This is a genomic window from Curtobacterium sp. VKM Ac-2865 (genome assembly GCF_015350905.1).
GTDB lineage: Bacteria > Actinomycetota > Actinomycetes > Actinomycetales > Microbacteriaceae > Curtobacterium.
This window is the reverse complement of the sequence record NZ_JADKRZ010000002.1, coordinates 584,411-601,047: the sequence shown is the minus strand read 5'-3', so window position 1 is coordinate 601,047 and position 16,637 is coordinate 584,411. Positions and strand designations below refer to the sequence as shown.

Annotated in this window: 17 protein-coding genes and 4 tRNA genes; 16 read left to right on the top strand and 5 right to left on the bottom strand. The window is 70.6% G+C overall.

What is annotated here, in order from left to right:
• Positions 1-23: 23 nt before the first annotated feature.
• Both ITJ54_RS08040 and ITJ54_RS08035 read left to right on the top strand, forming a co-directional pair.
• On the top strand, positions 24-1,427 hold the full coding sequence (locus ITJ54_RS08040) for an FAD-dependent oxidoreductase (protein WP_194627109.1): 1,404 nt from the start codon (positions 24-26) through the stop codon (positions 1,425-1,427).
• A 3-nt stretch (positions 1,428-1,430) separates the two neighbouring features.
• Complete coding sequence (locus ITJ54_RS08035) at positions 1,431-2,528, top strand: heparan-alpha-glucosaminide N-acetyltransferase domain-containing protein (RefSeq protein ID WP_194627107.1); 1,098 nt, start codon at positions 1,431-1,433, stop codon at positions 2,526-2,528.
• Positions 2,529-2,686: 158 nt separating this feature from the next.
• Here ITJ54_RS08035 and cls read toward each other — a convergent pair whose 3' ends face one another.
• Both cls and ITJ54_RS08025 read right to left on the bottom strand, forming a co-directional pair.
• A complete protein-coding gene (cls, locus tag ITJ54_RS08030; RefSeq protein ID WP_194627105.1) occupies positions 2,687-4,147 on the bottom strand; it encodes a cardiolipin synthase in 1,461 nt (486 codons plus the stop codon).
• A 41-nt stretch (positions 4,148-4,188) separates the two neighbouring features.
• The gene (locus tag ITJ54_RS08025; protein WP_194627102.1) at positions 4,189-4,677 is read right to left on the bottom strand and encodes a YajQ family cyclic di-GMP-binding protein; all 489 of its coding nucleotides are present in this window, start codon (positions 4,675-4,677) and stop codon (positions 4,189-4,191) included.
• Positions 4,678-4,790: 113 nt separating this feature from the next.
• Between ITJ54_RS08025 and ITJ54_RS08020 the strand changes: the two genes are divergently transcribed.
• The 5 genes from ITJ54_RS08020 to ITJ54_RS08000 all read left to right on the top strand — a co-directional run bounded on the left by ITJ54_RS08020 (position 4,791) and on the right by ITJ54_RS08000 (position 7,805).
• Positions 4,791-4,872, top strand: a tRNA-Tyr gene (locus ITJ54_RS08020).
• Between the two features lie 488 nt (positions 4,873-5,360).
• The gene (locus ITJ54_RS08015; RefSeq protein WP_194627100.1) at positions 5,361-6,182 is read left to right on the top strand and encodes an inositol monophosphatase family protein; all 822 of its coding nucleotides are present in this window, start codon (positions 5,361-5,363) and stop codon (positions 6,180-6,182) included.
• 146 nt (positions 6,183-6,328) lie between these two features.
• Positions 6,329-7,537 carry a M23 family metallopeptidase gene (locus ITJ54_RS08010; protein ID WP_194627098.1) on the top strand — a complete coding sequence of 403 codons (1,209 nt, stop codon included), beginning with the start codon at positions 6,329-6,331 and terminating at the stop codon, positions 7,535-7,537.
• Between the two features lie 90 nt (positions 7,538-7,627).
• Positions 7,628-7,699 (top strand) — tRNA-Thr (locus ITJ54_RS08005).
• Between the two features lie 32 nt (positions 7,700-7,731).
• Positions 7,732-7,805 (top strand) — tRNA-Met (locus tag ITJ54_RS08000).
• A gap of 255 nt (positions 7,806-8,060) precedes the next feature.
• Here ITJ54_RS08000 and ITJ54_RS07995 read toward each other — a convergent pair.
• Positions 8,061-8,447 (bottom strand): hypothetical protein, encoded by a 387-nt coding sequence (locus ITJ54_RS07995; RefSeq protein ID WP_194627096.1) that lies wholly within the window; start codon positions 8,445-8,447, stop codon positions 8,061-8,063.
• 134 nt (positions 8,448-8,581) lie between these two features.
• Here ITJ54_RS07995 and ITJ54_RS07990 point away from each other — a divergent pair, with 134 nt between their 5' ends.
• The 3 genes from ITJ54_RS07990 to ITJ54_RS07980 are packed head-to-tail and all read left to right on the top strand — an operon-like array spanning position 8,582 to position 10,481.
• Positions 8,582-9,031 (top strand): FAS1-like dehydratase domain-containing protein, encoded by a 450-nt coding sequence (locus ITJ54_RS07990; RefSeq protein WP_194627094.1) that lies wholly within the window; start codon positions 8,582-8,584, stop codon positions 9,029-9,031.
• Complete coding sequence (locus ITJ54_RS07985; RefSeq protein WP_194627092.1) at positions 9,028-9,450, top strand: MaoC/PaaZ C-terminal domain-containing protein; 423 nt, start codon at positions 9,028-9,030, stop codon at positions 9,448-9,450. Before ITJ54_RS07990 ends, ITJ54_RS07985 begins: the two co-directional genes overlap by 4 nt.
• 2 nt (positions 9,451-9,452) lie before the next feature.
• Positions 9,453-10,481 carry a UDP-N-acetylmuramate dehydrogenase gene (locus tag ITJ54_RS07980; protein ID WP_194627090.1) on the top strand — a complete coding sequence of 343 codons (1,029 nt, stop codon included), beginning with the start codon at positions 9,453-9,455 and terminating at the stop codon, positions 10,479-10,481.
• A 132-nt stretch (positions 10,482-10,613) separates the two neighbouring features.
• On the opposite strand, the gene ITJ54_RS07975 is transcribed toward ITJ54_RS07980, so the two are convergent.
• Entirely contained in the window at positions 10,614-11,846 is a 1,233-nt protein-coding gene (locus ITJ54_RS07975) for a pyridoxal phosphate-dependent aminotransferase (RefSeq protein ID WP_194627088.1), read from the bottom strand.
• Positions 11,847-11,984: 138 nt separating this feature from the next.
• Between ITJ54_RS07975 and ITJ54_RS07970 the strand changes: the two genes are divergently transcribed.
• The 6 genes from ITJ54_RS07970 to ITJ54_RS07945 all read left to right on the top strand — a co-directional run bounded on the left by ITJ54_RS07970 (position 11,985) and on the right by ITJ54_RS07945 (position 15,681).
• Positions 11,985-12,057 (top strand) — tRNA-Trp (locus tag ITJ54_RS07970).
• 36 nt (positions 12,058-12,093) lie between these two features.
• Positions 12,094-12,357 (top strand): preprotein translocase subunit SecE, encoded by a 264-nt coding sequence (gene secE, locus ITJ54_RS07965; protein WP_175481264.1) that lies wholly within the window; start codon positions 12,094-12,096, stop codon positions 12,355-12,357.
• Positions 12,358-12,503: 146 nt separating this feature from the next.
• A complete protein-coding gene (gene nusG, locus ITJ54_RS07960; protein WP_194627086.1) occupies positions 12,504-13,628 on the top strand; it encodes a transcription termination/antitermination protein NusG in 1,125 nt (374 codons plus the stop codon).
• 139 nt (positions 13,629-13,767) lie between these two features.
• A complete protein-coding gene (gene rplK, locus ITJ54_RS07955) occupies positions 13,768-14,199 on the top strand; it encodes a 50S ribosomal protein L11 (protein ID WP_071270180.1) in 432 nt (143 codons plus the stop codon).
• Between the two features lie 89 nt (positions 14,200-14,288).
• Entirely contained in the window at positions 14,289-14,978 is a 690-nt protein-coding gene (gene rplA / locus ITJ54_RS07950; RefSeq protein WP_071270183.1) for a 50S ribosomal protein L1, read from the top strand.
• An 82-nt stretch (positions 14,979-15,060) separates the two neighbouring features.
• On the top strand, positions 15,061-15,681 hold the full coding sequence (locus ITJ54_RS07945; RefSeq protein WP_194627084.1) for a Pr6Pr family membrane protein: 621 nt from the start codon (positions 15,061-15,063) through the stop codon (positions 15,679-15,681).
• A gap of 230 nt (positions 15,682-15,911) precedes the next feature.
• Here the strand turns inward: ITJ54_RS07945 and ITJ54_RS07940 are convergent, their stop codons facing one another.
• A complete protein-coding gene (locus ITJ54_RS07940; RefSeq protein ID WP_194627083.1) occupies positions 15,912-16,598 on the bottom strand; it encodes a YqaJ viral recombinase family protein in 687 nt (228 codons plus the stop codon).
• Positions 16,599-16,637: the final 39 nt, after the last annotated feature.

Genomic DNA, 16,637 nt, shown 5'->3' with positions numbered 1-16,637 from the left:
GCTCGAACGAACTGGAGACCCACGTGCCCACCCTCCGCCTCGCCATCGTCGGCGCCGGTCCCGCCGGCATCTACGCCGCGGACATCCTCCTGCGGGAAGCACACGCGTACGACGTGTCGATCGACCTCTTCGAGCAGCTGCCGGCGCCGTACGGCCTGGTCCGCTACGGCGTCGCCCCGGACCACCCCCGCATCAAGGGCATCATCAACGCGCTCCGCGACGTGCTCGACAGCGGGCACATCCGCATCTTCGGCAACGTCGAGTACGGCAAGGACATCACCCTCGACGACCTGAAGCAGCACTACAACGCGGTCGTCTTCTCGACCGGTGCGGTGAAGGACGCCGACCTCGACGTGCCGGGGGTCGAGCTCGAGGGCTCCTACGGGGCCGCCGAGTTCGTCAGCTGGTTCGACGGACACCCCGACGTCCCGCGCACCTGGCCGCTCACCGCCGAGAGCGTCGCGGTCATCGGCAACGGCAACGTGGCGCTCGACGTCTCCCGGATCCTCGCCAAGCACGCCGACGACCTGCTGCCGACCGAGGTGCCGGACAACGTCTACCAGGGGCTCAAGGCCTCGCCCGTCACGGACGTCCACGTCTTCGGCCGCCGCGGCCCGGCGCAGGTGAAGTTCACCCCGCTCGAGCTCCGCGAGCTCGGCGAGGTCCCGGACGTCGACGTCGTCGTGTACGACGAGGACTTCGACCACGACGAGGCCTCGCTCACCGCGATCCAGACGAACAAGCAGGTCATGGTCATCGACCGCGTGCTGCAGCAGTGGCGGAAGCGCGAGCCCGGCACGGCCAGCCGCCGCCTGCACCTGCACTTCTACGCGAAGCCGCTCGAGTTCGTCGGGGACGACCAGGGCCGCGTCGCCGCGATCCGCTACGAGCGCACGCGTCCGAACGGGCAGGGCGGCGTCGAGGGCACCGGTGAGGTCCGCGAGATCCCGATCCAGGCCGCCTACCGCGCGGTCGGCTACTTCGGGTCGCCGCTGCCTGGGCTCCCCTTCGACGAGCGTCGCGGTGTCATCCCGAACCACGAGGGCCAGGTCCTCGACGACGACAACCAGCAGATGCCGGGCGTCTACGCCACCGGGTGGATCAAGCGCGGGCCGGTCGGCCTGATCGGTCACACGAAGTCCGACGCGATGGAGACCGTCCAGCACATAGTCAACGACCAGGCCCAGTGGTGGACGCCGGTGGACCCCTCCGACGAAGCCGTCCCGGCACTGCTCCGCGAGCGTGGGGTGGAGTACACCGACCTCGACGGCTGGCACCGCCTGGACGAGCACGAGATCGCGCTCGGTGCGCCCCACGGCCGCGCCCGCGTCAAGGTCGTCCCGCGCGAGGAGATGGTCGACGCGTCGCTCGGACGCATCGAAGCGCCGAGCGCCGACACCTCGCGCGCCGGCGCCGACCAGGTCTGACGCATGACCGCCGTGCGCCCCGCTCCCGTCGCCCGGGTGCGGGGCGCTCGCCTGTCCGGGGTCGACGTCGCCCGTGCGGTCGCGCTCCTCGGCATGATGGCCGCCCACGTCGGAGGCGTCACCGACCACCTCGACTGGGCCGACCCGTCCTCGTGGTCCGCCGTCGTGAACGGCCGATCCTCGTCGTTGTTCGCTGTCCTCGCGGGTGTCTCCGTCGGCCTGGTCAGCGGGCGCACCACCCCGCCCGGCCCGCCGGAGATCGGTCGTGTCCGTGCGCGGCTCGCCGTCCGCGCCGTCCTGATCGTCGTGATCGGGGTGGCGCTGATGCTGCTCGGCACGCCCGTCTACGTCATCCTGCCGACCTACGGCGCGCTCTTCCTGCTCGTCCTGCCCGCGCTCCGCTGGCCCCGGTGGGCCGTGTTCACCGCGGCGGGCGCCTGCGCGCTGCTGTCCGCGCCGTTCGCGGTCGCCATCGTGCCGCTGTACGCCGACACCGGCTCCTTCGAGCAGCAGCTCGGGCTGGTCTACCCCGTGGTCACCTTCCTGACGTACGTCCTGGTCGGTCTCGGCGTCGCCCGGAGCGGTCTGGAGGGTCGGCGCACCCAGGTGGCGCTACTCGCGTCCGGCATCGTGGTCGCCACCGTCGCCTACGTGGTCGGCACCCTGCTCGCACCGATCCCGGCCGACGCCGGCAACGCGTTCCCGGGGGTGCCGTACGTGTCCGAGGGCTCGACCGCCGGACAGGCCGTGGCGCAGGTGTTCCTCTCGCCGCGCGACCACTCGTCGTCGATCGTCGACGTCCTGGGGACCGCCGGGGTGGCGATCGCCGTCATCGGGCTGTGCTCGCTGCTCGTCGACGGCCGCGCGCGGACCGTCCAGCGCATCGCGTTCCCGCTCGTCGCGATCGGCTCGATGCCGCTGTCGATCTACGCGCTGCACCTCGTCGTGATCGCCGCGGTGCCCGGGCTCCCGCAGGGCCTCGCCACGTGGTGGTGGTTCGCCGTCGGTGCGGCGGTGTTCGCGATGCTGTGGCAGCGGTTCCTCGGGCGGGGGCCCCTCGAACGCCTGGTCTCCCACATCGCCGGCACCGTCGGGCGCTGACCGGCACGCGCACGGTGCGGACCCTCTCGACCGGTGCGAGGTTGCACACCCCGTGCGAACTCGTAGCGCCGCACCACGTGCGCAACCTCGCACGGGGCGGAGGAACGCGCACGGTGCGGCCGGCGCGCGCCAGCCGGGGCGAGCCTCCTGGCCGGCGACTACTGCAGGGCGGCGGTGAGCCGCGCGACGTTGTCGAGCACCTGCGACCGACGCGTCCGTCCGAGCCACTCGTCCAGGTCGAGCTCCCGGCTCTGCTCCCGGTAGGCGTCCTGCACCCCGCGCAGCGCGTCGACGAACCGCTCACCGCGCACGAGCACCGAGATCTCGAGGTTCAGGCTGAACGAGCGCATGTCCATGTTGCTCGAGCCGATGACCGCGACGTCGTCGTCGATCGTGAAGTGCTTGGCGTGCAGGACGGTCGGGGCCTTGTACAGCCAGATCTTCACGCCCGCGCGGAGCAGCCCCTCGTAGTAGGACCGTTGCGCGTGCCACGTCATGGCGTGGTCGCCGATCTCACCCACGAAGAGCTCGACCTCGACCCCACGCTGCGCCGTCGTCGTGATGGCGTAGAGCATCGAGTCGTCCGGCACGAAGTACGGCGAGGTGATCGACACCCGCTTCTGCGCCGAGTACAGCAGCGCGTTGAACAGGCGCAGGTTGTTCTCGCCGTCGAACCCGGGCCCCGACGGGACGACCTGGCAGTCGAGCGCGTCGCCACGGTCGGCTCGGTGCACGGGGTCGCTCTCCCGGAGCAGGAGCTCGTCGGTCTCGCTGTACCAGTCGGTGACGAACAGGGCGTTGATCCCCGCGACGACCGGCCCCTCGAAGCGGGCGAACAGGTCCTTGTACGCCAGGCCCCTGGCGATGTTGCCCTTGAGGTCGTACGACTTGTCGATGAGGTTCTGCGACCCCGTGAAGGCGATCGAGCCGTCGATCACCATGATCTTCCGGTGGTTCCGCAGGTCCGGGCGCTGGAACTTCCCCTGCAGCGGCTGCAGCGGGAGCATCAGGTGCCACTCGATGCCGGCGTCGTCGAGGAACGCGAGGGTGTCCTTGAACGCCGGGTACCCGCGGCTGGCCCAGTGGTCCATGAGGAAGCGGACCCGGACGCCGCGTGCCTGGGCCCGGGCGAGGGCGTCGAAGAACGGGCGGGTGGTGTCGTCGAGCGTCGCGATGTAGAACTCGACGTGCACGAAACGCCGTGAGCCGTCGATCGCGCGGGCCATCTCGAGGATCGCGTCCTCGGAGTCGGGGTAGAGCTCCGCCGAGTTGCCGCCCACCAGGGGCATCGCGCCCAGCTTCCGGTTCAGCTCCGTGATGCTCTCGAACCACGGGGGCCACGGGTGGTCACGGCGCACCCGCTCGATGCCCTCGGTCTGCTCGAGGATGTACGCGTTGATCTCGGTCTGCTTCTCACGCCGCGCCTTCGGCAGCTTCGTCGACCCGATGATGAGGAAGACGATGAACCCGATGTACGGGATCAGGAAGATCGCCAGCAGCCACCCGGTCGCCGTCTGCGGCTTGCGGTTGATCGGCACGTAGATGATCGCGAACACACGGATCGCCAGGTCCAACAGGACGAGCAGGACGGTCAGGGCGACGGTGAGCCAGTGCTCCACGGGGACGTCGTGTCGTCAGCGGTTCGGCGAACGCGGGCGCGTCAGCGGAAGTTGATGAACTGGAGCGGGACGTCGAACTCTTCGCCCTTGAGCAGCTGGATGGTGTTCTGCAGGTCGTCGCGGCTCTTCGACGAGACCCGGAGCTCGTCGCCCTGGATCTGGCTCTTCACGGTCTTCGGGGCCTGCGCCCGGAGGAACGCGCCGATCTTCTTCGCCACGTCCTGCTCGATGCCGTTCTTGAACTTGACCTCGATGCGGAACTCCTTGCCCGAGGCGTAGGGCTCGCCGGCGTCGATGCTCTTCAGGCTGATGCCGCGCTTGATCGCCTTCGACTCGAACACGTCGAGGACGGCCGTGGCGCGCTCCGCGGTGTTCGCCTTGATGAGGACGTCCTCACCGCTGAACGCGACCGAGGCGCCGACACCCTTGAAGTCGTAGCGCTGCTCGATCTCCTTGGCGGCCTGGTTGAGGGCGTTGTCCGCCTCCATCTTGTCGACCTTGCTGACCACGTCGAAGGAGCTGTCTGCCATGCCGACCACCCTATCCGGCGACGCTGACCTCGGTTGGTCACGACCACGCTCGGCTGTCCGGTATGCTGTTCTGGCGCCTCCGGTTGGTGATCACACGGGCTGGGTGCGCACATGGCGAGTTACCCAAGCGGCCAAAGGGATCTGACTGTAAATCAGCCGGCGTAGCCTTCGGGGGTTCGAATCCCTCACTCGCCACGTGTCCATTCGCTGAAGAACTCTCTTCGAGTGGCCGAGTCACCAGAGCAGGGCCCCGTTTCTGACGGGGCCCTTTCTCGTTTCGCCCAGGTCTGGACGCGGGCCTCTCTCGTCGTGCCCCGTTCTGAACGGGGCCCCTTCTCGTTTCGCCCTCGCGTGACGAGGGCGTGCCGGACTGGAGGCTCGGTGCCAGCTGGAACCGAGCCTCCAGTCCGGCAGTTGCGGACTCCGCACCGCGCGGGTGCGCGCGTTTCTTCCCCTCACGCCCGCGATGGGAAGTCGAATCGCGCGTCGGAGGCGGGAAGAACCGACGGACAACGCGCGATTCCACGTCCCACGCACGGAACGACCACCCGCCCGGGCAGGGTGGATCCGCGTGATTCCACGTCCCACGCACGGAACGACCATCCGCCCGGGCTGGGAGGATCCGCGCGCTCCCACCTCCCACGCCTGGGACCACCACCCGCCCGGGCTGGGAGGATCAGGCCATGAGCGCTGCGCCGACCCCGACCGAACTCGCCGACCTCGCCGAGTCCATCGCGACCGAGGCTGCGGCCCTCGCCGCCCGCCGCCGAGCCGAGGGCGTCGAGGTCGCCGACCGGAAGTCGAGCATCGTCGACGTCGTCACCGCGGCCGACCAGGAGGTCGAGGACCTCATCCGCTCCCGGATCGCCGCCGCCCGCCCCGACGACGCGTTCTTCGGCGAGGAGACCGGCGCGAGCAGCGGCAGCACCGGCATCACCTGGGTCGTCGACCCGATCGACGGCACCGTCAACTACCTCTACGGCAGCCCCGCCTACGCCGTGAGCATCGGCGTCGTCCGCGGCGAACCCGACCCCGCACAGTGGGAGCCCGTCGCCGGCGTCGTCATCGCACCAGCGACGGGCGACGTGTTCCGTGCCGTCGCGGGGGAGCCGGCGACGCTGAACGGCGTCCGCCTCAGCGTCTCCGAGCCGGCGTCCCTCGCCGAGACCCTCGTGGCCACCGGCTTCGGCTACACCGTCGAACGGCGCCGGGAGCAGGTCGCGGTGCTCGCCGGACTCCTCGGCGACGTGCGGGACATCCGCCGCGGCGGGTCCGCCGCGCTCGACTGCTGCGCCGTCGGAGCGGGCACGGTCGACGCGTACTACGAACGGGGCATCAACCCGTGGGACATGGCCGCCGGGTCGATCGTCGCCGTGTGCGCCGGCGCCGTCTCCCGCACGTGGGAGGCCGGGGGGACCCGGTCCTTCCTGTTCGCAGCGCCCTCGATCGCCGAGCAGCTCGAGTCCCTGGTCCGCCGCGCAGAGGCCGACGTGCTCGCTGGTTGAGCGCTTCCGCGCCCCGCACTCTGGGCACAGGTGTGGGCATGCCTACGACTGGCGTCACACCGTGACCCCTGGTAGCGTCGTCGAGTCCCGTTATCTGCTCGTTACCAACGAGCGCATCTGCCTCGATCAGGATCATCACCGCACGTATGCCCCAGACTCCGCTCTCGCCCGTCGTCTCCGGACGAACCACCACCGACGCAACGGCGCAGTCCCCGCACCCGACTCCGGTCACGCACCTCACCCGCCGAGCCCGCATCGAGGCGGAACGCGCGGCCGTGAAGCAGGGCGTCCAGCGCATGTCGTCGTCGGACACCGCCGTCGTGCCGGCTCCGGTCGCCGCTGCTCCGTCGAGCGCAGCTCCGGTCTCGCCCGTCGCCGACGACTCGGCCGCAGCGATGCCCGTCACGCCGCCGGCCCCCGCGTCCCCGGTCCTGCCGCAGTCCGCCTTCGGCCCCGTGACTCCTCCCGCGCCCAGCTCGCCCGTCGTCGCACCGACCACGAAGCGTGCCGGCAGCCGGCGTCGCACGGTGCAGTCCGCGTCCACGGCGAAGTCAGCCGTCCCCGCCGCGAAGGCCGCTCCCGCTGCCGTCCGCGTCGACCGAGCCACCCGTCACCTCGGCGCCGTCCCGCGGCCCGCGGCGACGACCCAGCGCGGGGGAGTGGCCTTCCGCCGGAACGCCTCCCGCGTCACCGCCGTCGGCGCCCTGCTCTTCGCCGCCGGCCTCGTCGTGTCGACCTCGCTGCCCGCCCAGGCGCTGTACACCGCCGAGCCCGGGTCCCCGCTCGCGGCCGCGGCCGCTGCCGGTGACGCGCAGGACTTCCGCTCCGGCGACACGACCACGGGGTCGATCGACCGCGACGCCTACACGGTGACGGCCGCCGCAGCGCAGCCCAAGGTCACGGACTCCTCCTCCTTCACGAACGACCCCGCCGGCACGATCCAGTGGCCGTTCCCCACCGGCGTCCCGATCACCTCCGGGTTCGGCGGACGCCAGGTCGCCGGCTGCTCGTTCTGCTCCACGAACCACCAGGGCGTCGACTTCGCTCCGGGTGCTGGCACCCCGATCCACGTGATCGCCGCCGGCACCGTCGTCAAGGTGCAGGCGCACGACGGCGGCTTCGGCAACGACGTCTGGGTCGAGCACGAGGTCGACGGCAAGCAGTTCACGAGCGTGTACGGCCACATGCAGGACGACTCCTTCCAGGTCATGCAGGGCCAGGAGGTCGAGGTCGGCGACGTCCTCGGGCTCGTCGGCAGCACCGGCAACTCGACCGGCCCGCACCTGCACCTCGAGGTGCACCTGGACGGCGTGCCGGTGGACCCGCTGGCGTGGCTCAGGGCCAACGCGAACTGACCTCCGCGGACGGCACGCCCGGGCGTCGCAGTCGGTTCTGGAGCACCGTCCGGGTTCTGCTATCCTCGTGTGGTGCCGCTCGCGGTACACGCCCCGATAGCTCAGTGGTAGAGCACTTCCATGGTAAGGAAGGGGTCGTCAGTTCAATCCTGACTCGGGGCTCCGACCCGGCGTGAACACAGCGCCGGATCTCTGGCGGGGTAGCTCAGTTGGTTAGAGCACACGACTCATAATCGTGGGGTCGCGGGTTCAAGTCCCGCCCTCGCTACCGCAAGCCCGGCGTCCGCGCCGGGCTTTCGTCGTTCCCGGGGGGCGTGCCTCCGGGTCGTGCCACGCGCGTCGTGCGTCGCTCCGCCCGCCTCGGGCGTCAAGTGGCGCGGCACCACCGACGTGGGCTCGCGCCAGGGACGTCCGCGGCGCGAGCCCACGTTCGTGGTGCGGTACCAGCGCACACCGCCGCCGGACGGGAGGCTCGGTGCCGGACCGCCACCGAGCCTCCCGTCCGATGTCGCGACCCGTCGCGCTACCGCGCCCGGTCCACCCGCCCGACGAGCACGCCCGCTGACCGCAGCGCCCCCTCGACCGACGACGTGACCTGCTGCCAGCGCGCACGTCGCCGCGCCGCACCGATCGACCCGCCGGCGACCGCCGTCCCGTGTCCGGCGTGCCGGAGCGTCAGGAGCGACTGGCACCCGGTCGTCGAGACGACGACCTCGTAGCGGCGGTACTCCCGCGACGGGTGGACCATCGCCCCGAGCAGCGTCGTCAGGACGCGGTTGCCGGTCGTGGCGGTGATGGAGCCGGGCAGGGCATCGACCCGGTGCCCGGCGGTGCGGAGCGCGGAGCCCGCGGCCTCCATCGCGGTCAGACGATCGCCGGTGTGGACGGCGAACTCGATCGTGTCCTCCATGGTTCCCCCCAAGAGTCGTGACGACCCGGGCGGTGCCGGGCCTGGCGACGTCCCCCGACGCCACCGGTGCCAGGATAACCGATGCGTGCTCATGGACTCCAGCGGTGTCCGGGGGCGTCGGTAGACTGCCGGTCGTGTCAGTGAACCCCGAGCTCGTCGGCAGGACGTTCCCGCCGGCCCCGCCGTACCTGGTCGGCCGTGAGAAGGTGCGCGAGTTCGCCCGCGCCACGTTCGCCACGAACCCGATCCACCACGAGGTCGACGCCGCGCGAGCCGCCGGCCACGACGACGTCGTCGCACCGGCGACCTTCGCGGTGGTCGTGCAGGAAGCCACCCTCGCGCAGCTCCTGGCCGCACCGGACGCCGGCATCGACTTCTCGCGCGTGGTCCACGGCGAGCAGAAGTTCACGTACGCCCGGCCGATCGTCGCCGGTGACGAACTCACCGCCACGCTCACCGTCACCAGCGTCAAGACCCTCGGCGGCAACGCGATGGTCACGGCGGAGAGCACCATGACCGACGCCACGGGGGAGCACGTCGTCACGGCGACGTCGACCCTCGTCGTCCGAGGAGACGACGCATGACCACCGACACCACCACCGCCGAGGTCGGCACCGTCGTCGCCGAACACGAGGTCCACCTCACCCGTGACTCGCTCGTGCGGTACGCAGGGGCCTCCGGCGACTTCAACCCCATCCACTACCGCGACGACGTCGCCGCCGCCGTGGGGCTCCCCGGCGTGCTGGCGCACGGCATGCTCACGATGGGCCTCGCCGTCCAGCCGGTGTCCGAGTGGCTGGGCGACCGCGGCTGGATCGTGTCGTACGGCGTCCGCTTCACCCGTCCCGTCGTCGTCGACCCCGAGCAGGGCGCCACGGTCGGCGTCGTCGCCAAGGTCGGCACCGTCGACGACCAGGGCCGTCCCGCCCGCATCGACCTCATCGTGACCGCCGCCGGGCAGACCGTGCTCGGCAAGGCGCAGGTCACCGTGGCGTTCCACTGACGATGGCAACGACGACGCTCGCCGACCTCACCACCCTCGGCGTCGGTGGCGACGCGGGCCGCCTGCTCGTGGCACACACCACCGACGAACTCGTCGCGCACGTGCAGGACGCCTGGGACGACGACGACTGGCTCGTCGTCGGCGGTGGCAGCAACCTCCTGGTCGCCGACAGCGGCTTCGACGGCACCGTCGTCCTCGTGCGCACGCGCGGCGTCGAGCACGAGCGCACCGCCGACGGCGTCACCGTCCGTGTCGCCGCTGGCGAACCGTGGGACGCGTTCGTCGCGTCGACCGTCGAGCTCGGCTTCACCGGCCTGGAGGCCCTGAGCGGCATCCCGGGCACCGTCGGTGCGTCCCCCGTGCAGAACATCGGGGCGTACGGGGTCGAGCTCTCCGACGTGCTCACCCGCGTCGAGTTCCTGGACGCGGCCACGGGGGAGCGCGCCTGGCTCGACGCCGCCGAGCTGGAGCTCGGGTACCGCACGAGCACCCTGAAGCACGGTCGCCGGGGCGTCGTGCTCACCGTGGAGTTCGCCCTCGGCACCGACACCGACGGCGGCGTCCCGGTGCGGTACGCCCAGCTGGCGGGGTCACTCGGTGTGGAGCTCGGTGCGCGGGTCGACCCGGCCGTCGTGCGCTCGACCGTCCTCGGACTGCGGGCGTCCAAGGGCATGGTCCTCGACGCCGCCGACCCGGACACCCGGAGCGCCGGGTCGTTCTTCACGAACCCGATCGTCTCGGCGGGCTTCGCCGAGGGCCTGCCGGCCGACGCGCCCCGGTGGCCAGCGGGCGACGAGGTCAAGCTCAGCGCCGCCTGGCTCATCGAGCACGCCGGGGTCCACCGCGGGTACGGCATCGCCGGTTCGCGGGCAGGGATCTCGACGAAGCACACGCTCGCGCTGACGAACCGCGGCGGTGCGACCGCCGCCCAGGTCGCGGAACTCGCCCGCTACGTCCAGGTGAGCGTCCTCAACCGGTTCGGTGTCACGCTCGCACCGGAGCCCGTCGTGGTCGGCGACCTGCTCGCCTGAACCGCGCCGGGCCTCCCGGTCGAACCGGACCCACCGGTCGCGCCCCCGCAACGGCATCGCGCCCCGTCGGGACGGGGCGCGATGCGTGCGACGGGGCGCGATGTCTGGGTGCGCGGGATGCGCGGGCGCGCGTCAGCTGAAGAACGCGGCCAGGCGGGCGACGCCCTCGGCGATGTCCTCGTCACCGAGGGCGTACGACAGCCGCAGGTAGCCGGAGGGGCCGAAGGCCTCGCCGGGGACGACCGCGACCTCGGCGTGCTCGAGGACCAGGTCCGCGAGCTCGAGCGTGGTCGTCGGGGTGCTGCCGGCCCACTCGCGGCCGAGCAGCGCCGTGACGTCGGGGTAGACGTAGAAGGCGCCCTCCGGTGTGGGCGTGACGAAGCCGGGGATCGCGTTGAGCCCGTCGACGATGGCCTTCCGGCGGCGGTCGAAGGCCTCGCGCATCGCCACGACGGGCTCCTGCGGCCCGGTGAGCGCTGCGATGGCCGCCCGCTGCGACACGTTCGACACGTTCGACGACAGGTGCGACTGCAGGTTCGACGCGGCCTTGACGGCGTCGGCCGGGCCGATGAACCACCCGACGCGCCAGCCCGTCATGGCGTAGGTCTTGGCGACGCCGTTCACCAGGATCGTGGTGTCGGCGAGGGCGGGCACGGCGTCGAGGATGCCGGTGAAGGTGATGCCGTCGTAGACGAGGTCCTGGTAGATCTCGTCGCTGATGACCCAGATGCCGTGCTCGAGCGCCCACTCGCCGATGGCTCGGGTCTGCTCGGCGGAGTAGACGGCGCCGGTCGGGTTCGAGGGGGAGCAGAACAGCAGCGCCTTGGTCTTCGGGGTGCGTGCCGCTTCCAGCTGCTCGACCTTGACCAGGTAGCCCTGGTCGCTGCCGGCGAAGACCTCGACGGGTTCCCCGCCCGCCAGACGGATCGCCTCGGGGTAGGTGGTCCAGTACGGCGCGGGGAGCAGGACCTCGTCGCCGTCGTCCACGATCGTGGCGAAGGCCTGGTAGACGGCCTGCTTGCCGCCGTTCGTGATGATCACCTGGGACGGGTCGACGGTGATGCCCGAGCTGCGGGCCGTCTTGTCGGCCACGGCCTGCTTCAGCTCGGGCAGGCCCGTCGCGGGCGTGTAGCGGTGGTTCCTCGGGTCCTTCGCGGCGGCGACCGCGGCGTCGACGACGTGGTCCGGCGTCGCGAAGTCCGGTTCACCGGCAGCGAAGGAGATCACCGGGCGACCGGCTGCCTTCAGTGCCTTCGCCTTGGCGTCGACCTTGAGGGTCGCGGACTCGGCGATCGCGGCGATGCGCGAGGCGATGCGCGGTCGCTGGTGGGCGGTGGACTCGGGGCCGGGGGCTGCGGTGCTCACCGGCCCAGCCTATCGGCGCGGCACGCCGGAGCACCGCTCAAGTGGACACCGCGTGACGCACTCCCGTACACTCATCTGCGGTGGTCACGGCCTGCCTGATGGCGGACGTGTCCACTCGGGAGACGAAGCGTCTCCTGAAGGGCGGTGGCTCAATTGGTAGAGCAGCGGTCTCCAAAACCGCAGGTTGCAGGTTCGAGTCCTGTCCGCCCTGCACATCTGGAAAGGTGACGAGTTGGCCAGCAAAGACATGGACACGACGGCGGACGACGTCGTCGCCCAGGCGAAGCAGGACCGGGCCACGCGCCGCGGGCCGTTCGCTGCCATCGCGCTGTTCATCCGCCAGGTCATCGGCGAACTCCGCAAGGTCGTGACGCCGACCCGCAAGGAGCTCTTCAGCTACACCGGCGTCGTGCTGGTGTTCGTCGTCGTGATGATGGTCCTCGTGTCGATCCTCGACTTCGTGTTCGGCCTCGGCGTCGGGTACGTCTTCGGCAACGGCCCCACGGCCTGACCCGCTCGGACGTCCGTCCCGACCCACCGGCAGGCCGCCAGCGGTCGTCGTCGGCGCAGATCGAAGACCGTGCCGACGGACCTCGTCCGCACGGACAACGGGCCGACCGCAACCCGATCCGAACCACCGAACGGAAAGAACCGACAGTGTCTGACTACTCCCGCGACGACATCGACCTCGCGACCGCTGCAGAGCAGTCCTCCGAGGTGGAGGAGAACCAGGAAGGCAACGTCGAGACGGGCGAAGGCCGTTCGGCCGAGTCCGCCGAGGAGCGTGCGATCGGCATCGAGGACGAGGACGACGAGTCCCTCGGTCTCAGCGCGGAGCCGGACGACGGTGACGTCGACGGCATCGACGAGACGCTGACCGCCCTCGCCGAGTCCCGCGACCCCGAAGCCGACGCCGTCGTCGACGACGCACTCGAGATCGACACCCCCGACGAGGCCGAGGCCGCCGTCGAAGCCGTCGAGGACGAGGAAGAGACCGAGCTCGAGGACGAGACCCCTACAGAGGCGAACGCGACCATCGCCGCCGAGGAGTCCTCCGACACCCTCGGTGCGATCGCGCCCGAGTCCGAGGTCGACCTGGCTCCCGACACCGAGGTCACCATCGTGGCCGAGGACGACGCCGACGCCGAGGACGACGAGCCCGCCGAGGTCGACCCGTACGAGTCCTTCAAGGCCGAGCTGCGGATGAAGCCGGGCAAGTGGTACGTCATCCACTCCTACGCGGGCTTCGAGCGCCGCGTGAAGTCGAACATCGAGAACCGCATGGTCTCGATGTCGATGGAGGACTACATCTACCAGGTCGAGGTCCCGATGGAGGACGTCGTCGAGATCAAGAACGGTCAGCGCAAGCTCGTCACGCGCGTCCGGATCCCCGGCTACGTGCTCGTCCGCCTCGACCTCAACGAGGACTCGTGGTCCGTCGTCCGGCACACCCCGGGTGTCACCGGCTTCGTCGGCAACGCGCACAACCCCACCCCGCTCCGCTTCGACGAGGCCTTCGGCATGCTGAAGTCCCTGGTGCAGGTCGCCGAGACCGCACCGACGAAGGGCGGCAAGGGCTCCGGCCTCACGCAGGCCCAGCCGGCCGCCGAGGTCGACTTCGAGGTCGGCGAGACGATCACCATCAAGGAGGGCTCGTTCGCGGGTCTCCCCGGGTCGATCTCGGAGATCAAGCCGGAGAGCGGCAAGCTCACCGTCCTCGTCTCGCTGTTCGAGCGCGAGACCCCGGTCGAGCTCAGCTTCGACCAGGTCACCAAGCTCTAGCGGTCACACATCCACTAGACTCATCGAGTTTGGGTCTGCGGCGTCCGCGCTGCAGGCTCGTCACCGCGAGCCGGATCCGCCGGCCACGCGGGAGAGTGCACGGATTCCCCGTGCGTTCGATCCCAGGAGGAAAGCGAACATGGCACCGAAGAAGAAGGTCACGGGCCTGATCAAGCTGCAGATCAACGCGGGCGCCGCCAACCCGGCACCCCCGATCGGTCCGGCGCTCGGTCAGCACGGCGTGAACATCATGGAGTTCTGCAAGGCGTACAACGCCGCGACCGAGTCGCAGCGCGGCAACGTCGTCCCGGTCGAGATCACCGTCTACGAGGACCGTTCGTTCACGTTCATCCTCAAGACCCCGCCGGCCGCCGAGCTCATCAAGAAGGCTGCGGGTGTGCAGAAGGGGTCCGCGACCCCGCACACGGTCAAGGTCGCGAAGATCTCGATGGACCAGGTCCGTCAGATCGCCGAGACCAAGCAGGCCGACCTGAACGCCAACGACATCGAGCAGGCCGCGAAGATCATCGCCGGCACCGCCCGCTCGATGGGCATCACGGTCGAGGCCTAGGCCTCACCGCCTCAGGCACACACCCCAGACACCCTTCCGTGGGAGAGCCTCGCCGGCTCGCCAACCACGTATCTCGCAAGGAGACCACCATGGCGAAGAAGTCAAAGGCCTACCAGGCCGCGGCCGCGAAGATCCAGGCCGACAAGTTCTACACCCCGACCGAGGCCGTCGCCCTGGCCAAGGAGACCGGCTCTGCGAAGACCGACTCCACGGTCGAGGTCGCGCTGAAGCTCGGCGTGGACCCCCGCAAGGCGGACCAGATGGTGCGCGGCACCGTCATCCTGCCGCACGGCACCGGCAAGACCGCCCGCGTCATCGTCTTCGCGACGGGTGCAGCGGCCGAGGCCGCCATCGCCGCGGGCGCCGACGAGGTCGGTGGCGACGAGCTCATCGCGAAGGTCGCCGAGGGCTACACCTCGTTCGACTCCGCCGTCTCGACCCCCGAGCTCATGGGCAAGGTCGGTCGTCTGGGCAAGGTGCTGGGCCCGCGTGGCCTCATGCCGAACCCGAAGACCGGCACCGTGACCCCGAACGTCGCGCAGGCCGTGAACGACATCAAGGGCGGCAAGATCGAGTTCCGCGTCGACAAGCACTCCAACGTGCACTTCGTCGTCGGCAAGGCCTCGTTCACCCCGGAGCAGCTCGACGAGAACATCTCGACCGCGCTCGAGGAGATCAACCGCCTCAAGCCGAGCGCCTCGAAGGGCCGCTACGTCATGAAGGGCGCCGTCTCGACGACCTTCGGGCCGGGCATCCCGCTCGACGTCAACAGCATCTGATCGTCCTGATCTGATCATCACGAACGCCCCGGACCGACATCGGTCCGGGGCGTTCGTGCGTCCGGGCCACTAGCGTGGCACCGTGCGCACGTTCGTCAACACCCTCCGGCTCGTCGCCGTGGTCCTGGTCGTCGCCGCGATCATCGCGCAGTTCCTGCGGAGCATCGCGAGTCCGACGTTCAACCCGTTCAACTTCTTCGGGTACTTCACGATCCAGTCGAACGTGTTCATCGCGGTCGCGCTGGCGGTGACGCTCGTCGCCGCGGCGAAACGGCAGCGCGAAGGCGTGGCGGCGTCGGTGTTCCGCGGTGCGTCGACGGTGTACATCGCCACGACGGGCATCGTCTACAACACCCTGCTCGTGCACGCGTCGCTCGACCAGTCCTTCACCGTGCAGTGGTCGAACGACGTGCTGCACCGGGTCATCCCCGTGTACGCGGTCCTCGACTGGCTGCTGTTCTCGGACCGGGCGCGCCTGTTGCTCCGGCACGTCTGGCTGTTCCTGATCTACCCGGCGGTCTGGCTGGTGGTGGTCCTGGTCCGCGGTGCGACCGACGGCTGGGTGCCGTACCCGTTCCTCGACCCGGGCCAGGGCTACGGCTACGGCGTCGTCGCGCTGTACAGCCTCGGCGTCGCGGTGTTCATCGGGCTGATGGGGATCCTGGTGGTCGGGATGAGTCGGCTCAGGCTGGTGCGGGTCTGACGGCACGAGAAGCACGCCAGGACGCTCGGTCCCGGCTGGGACCGGCGGAGCCCGTCGGGTCCGGCACTCCGCCGGTCGGTCGAGGGCGGATCAGGTGCGCTCGGCCAGCCAGGTCCGCGAACGGCGTCGTCGTCGTCGCGTGCGGATCATCACGGCGGCCGGGGTCCGGGGCTGCAGTGCGGTCAGCATAGATCAGGACCGAGGGCAGGTCCAGTGTCGATTCTGACCGGTCAGCGCGCGGTGCGCAGGCGGTCGAGCACGATGTCCGCGAGGCCGACGAGCCCGCGGATCTGGTCGTCGTCGCGGTCGATCCACCGGCACTCGGGCTCGTCGGCGACGGGCACGAAGTCGTCGTGCTTCTCCCAGACGAACAGGGTGCGCTCGGCGCCGAGGACGTACTGCTGCCACCACACCTGACGGAGGTAGTGGCGGGGGATGCGCTTCCAGCCGTTCGCCGTGGTCTTGATCTCGGCGAGCAGCAGGCGGCCGTCGCGGTCGTGTCCGACGCCGTCGGGGGTGGCGAGGTGCGCGCGGTTCGCTGCGGCGTGGAACAGGTGCGCCGACGGCAGGATCCCGTGGGTCGCGGCGACCCAGGCGGCGAGGACGGGCTCGCGGTCCTTGCCGTGCTCGGTGTAGACGTTGCCGGAGAACCGGGAGCCGTACCGCTTGTCGGTGACGACGGCCTCCACCGCGTGGAGCGACGCCAGCCGGGCGACGTCGGTGGCGGTGATGCCCATCGCGCGGGCGCGGAGCCAGGCGACGCGGTCCGAGGAGTGCGCGACGATCCGCTCGGTGTGCCCGCGCAGGGCGGTGAAGCTGTCGCGTCGGACCGGCGGGGTGTGCGCGACCGCCGGGGACGCGTCGGGGCCGGCCAGGGCCTCCAGACTGTCCCACAGGGTGGGTTGCACGATCGTCACCAGACGATTCTCCACCCGCGCACCGACGTGCCGGAACCG

Coding starts and splice junctions, on each gene's coding strand:
- rplA (WP_071270183.1), top strand. CDS start 14,289: ATGGCGAAGAAGTCAAAGGCCTACCAGGCCGCGGCCGCGAAGATCCAG.
- ITJ54_RS08010 (WP_194627098.1), top strand. CDS start 6,329: ATGCCCCAGACTCCGCTCTCGCCCGTCGTCTCCGGACGAACCACCACC.
- ITJ54_RS08015 (WP_194627100.1), top strand. CDS start 5,361: ATGAGCGCTGCGCCGACCCCGACCGAACTCGCCGACCTCGCCGAGTCC.
- ITJ54_RS08025 (WP_194627102.1), bottom strand. CDS start 4,677: ATGGCAGACAGCTCCTTCGACGTGGTCAGCAAGGTCGACAAGATGGAG.
- secE (WP_175481264.1), top strand. CDS start 12,094: ATGGACACGACGGCGGACGACGTCGTCGCCCAGGCGAAGCAGGACCGG.
- rplK (WP_071270180.1), top strand. CDS start 13,768: ATGGCACCGAAGAAGAAGGTCACGGGCCTGATCAAGCTGCAGATCAAC.
- ITJ54_RS07985 (WP_194627092.1), top strand. CDS start 9,028: ATGACCACCGACACCACCACCGCCGAGGTCGGCACCGTCGTCGCCGAA.
- ITJ54_RS07980 (WP_194627090.1), top strand. CDS start 9,453: ATGGCAACGACGACGCTCGCCGACCTCACCACCCTCGGCGTCGGTGGC.
- ITJ54_RS07995 (WP_194627096.1), bottom strand. CDS start 8,447: ATGGAGGACACGATCGAGTTCGCCGTCCACACCGGCGATCGTCTGACC.
- ITJ54_RS08035 (WP_194627107.1), top strand. CDS start 1,431: ATGACCGCCGTGCGCCCCGCTCCCGTCGCCCGGGTGCGGGGCGCTCGC.